This window comes from Marinagarivorans sp. (assembly GCF_982758155.1).
This window is the reverse complement of record NZ_CEXWTU010000397.1, coordinates 1-2,319: the sequence shown is the minus strand read 5'-3', so window position 1 is coordinate 2,319 and position 2,319 is coordinate 1. Positions and strand designations below refer to the sequence as shown.

The 2,319-nt window shown below is 42.4% G+C and carries 1 protein-coding gene; it reads left to right on the top strand.

Features of this window, described 5'->3' with window-relative positions; translation table 11 throughout:
- The first annotated feature begins 389 nt into the window (after positions 1-389).
- On the top strand, positions 390-2,171 hold the full coding sequence (locus AC3A8L_RS21280) for an ATP-binding protein (RefSeq protein ID WP_487964282.1): 1,782 nt from the start codon (positions 390-392) through the stop codon (positions 2,169-2,171).
- Positions 2,172-2,319: the final 148 nt, after the last annotated feature.

Genomic DNA, 2,319 nt, shown 5'->3' with positions numbered 1-2,319 from the left:
CTATTACGCCATATTTTCGCCTCGTCAAGCAAGCACCCAAAAACCCAAATTCCAGTAACTTATTCCGTGCAGGCCCCTAAAGTATTTTTTCCTCGGCCCTAATATCACTACTCAAAAAAACATCAATCATATTAAATGAGTTACCTCGAGGCCGGAGCACCATTCGAGGTACAGCTACCAAAGCATGTACGCGCTGAGAAATGAAGACGGAGGGCGAAAAATTGAACATTATTCGGTGAAAAAAACTTCATTCACCCTAACCGTTCTTTTGATGCTATAGCCTTTGATAACGACATGATATTTATTATCAATATTCCATTTTAAACTTAAGGCGCTGGGCGAATGGGTCTATTATAAATGGAGTGTATTCGGAGTCTTGAGCATAACGTATGGACACTACCCCTCAAACGCTAGAGGCATTGCTGCTGGTATATGCCGCGCTCTTACTGATCAATGCCGGTATATCTATCAAGCTATACTTGACCTACAAAACCACACCTTTTATATGGCTAATTGGCGTATGGTCCTTCACCTTACTTAATTTTGTTTTACAGGGTATTTTTACTCAGTCGGTACTGGCGAGCGTTATTTCGTTTTCTACTTATATATTGACTGCGCTATGCCTAATCAATATTTTATGCATTATTACCGGCCTGCGGATTAAGACTGTATATATAGTATTGCCTTTTCTTTGCGCACTATTGTTGACGGGCTTGCTAAATAGCTATACAAATAACCTGACAATAATCGCCTTGCCCGTCGCCCTAGCCATAGGCCTGCCACAGATATTTTATGCATTAAAACGCTTAATCTATCGTCAGAATCGCCAGCATGGGCCTAGCATGTCCAATACGTTTGCACTATTTCTATTGTTAAATGGTATGCACTTTCTCGACTTTCCATTCTTGCGCCCCATTCCTGAGGCCGCACTGCTAGGCTTTGGTACCGCACTTATATTAACCTGTGTTTTTGCAGTACTTCTGCCGGCTATCATAGAGCAGCATCATTCAATTGGGCTTAACCGAAAACTAACAGCGGAGCTTAAGAATTCAGAAAAATTGGCCAAAGCCAAGTCGGATTTTTTAGCCAATATGAGCCATGAAATTAGAACGCCAATAAACGGTATTATTGGCGTTAGTGAATTATTATCTGAATCAGAAATGACGCCAGAGCAGACAGGGCTTGTTGGTCGACTTTCTATTGCCGCAGACAGCCTGACCGATATTGTTGGTAACATCCTATCCGCCAGCCAGTTTGAATCCGGTGAGGTCCAACTCAACCACAAAGCTTTCTCCCCCGCGGCTTTGGTCAGTGAAGTCATTGAGTTTTATGAAATAAAACCCCACCGCAATAACATCAAACTTAGCCAATCTATCGCCAGCAATGTCCCTAAGCGGGTATCGTCAGACAAAGGCAAGATACTGCAGGTTATGTATAACCTGATCAATAATGCAATAAAGTATTCAGAAGGAACTCGCATCGATATTTCGGTAACCATGGCAGAGGTTAATAACCGTACAGAAATGGTAATTACAATATCGGATGATGGGAAAGGAATCCCCCTTGAGTATAAAGAACATATTTTTGAACAGTTTACTCAGCTTTCGAGTAAAACCGATGGGGTTGGCCTGGGGTTATCCATCGTTAAAACACTCATTGATGTTTTGCAAGGCCGGATAGCCCTAGAAACCGAGGTTGACGAGGGAACCTCTTTTCAGTGTTTTATTCCTGTAGCTAACATTGAGACTGATGAGGTTGAAACTGAGGTTGGGACTGGAATAACGCAGCGGGCGCCCAGCCAGGGCTTTTTGAATGAACCTAATGTACTGGTAATAGAAGATGACTCGACCAGTCAAATTATACTGTCAAAGATGTTTTCCAAGCAGGGAATTGAAGTGATAATGTGCGGGAGTGCTGAAGCCGGATTAATCGAATTTGAAAAATCAAACTTTGATATGATCGTAACAGATGTTGACCTTCCAGGAATGTCTGGATTAGAGATGATTGAGGTCTTGCGCCAGCAACACTGCGCCATACCTATTGTTGTTCAAAGCGCCTTTGCTTTTGATGATGACGTAGAAAAAGCAAAAATAAAAGGCGCAACAGACTATTTACGAAAACCCGTTAAATTAAATAACATTGCCGATATTTGTAAGCGATACCTGGTGTAAGGGGCGAGGCAATAATAGTTTGTCCAATTAGACGAGGGCGCCTGCTTTCTCAATAAGGCGCTCGAAGGGGCGCATGCCGGGGCCTATATGGATATAGGTCATTAGGGCAGCCCTTTCAAGGTGAAATAAAAACCATCGTGGATTAATT

What these genes read in the sequence shown, in the direction of transcription:
- AC3A8L_RS21280 (WP_487964282.1), top strand. Translation starts at nt 390, where the DNA reads ATGGACACTACCCCTCAAACGCTAGAGGCATTGCTGCTGGTATATGCC.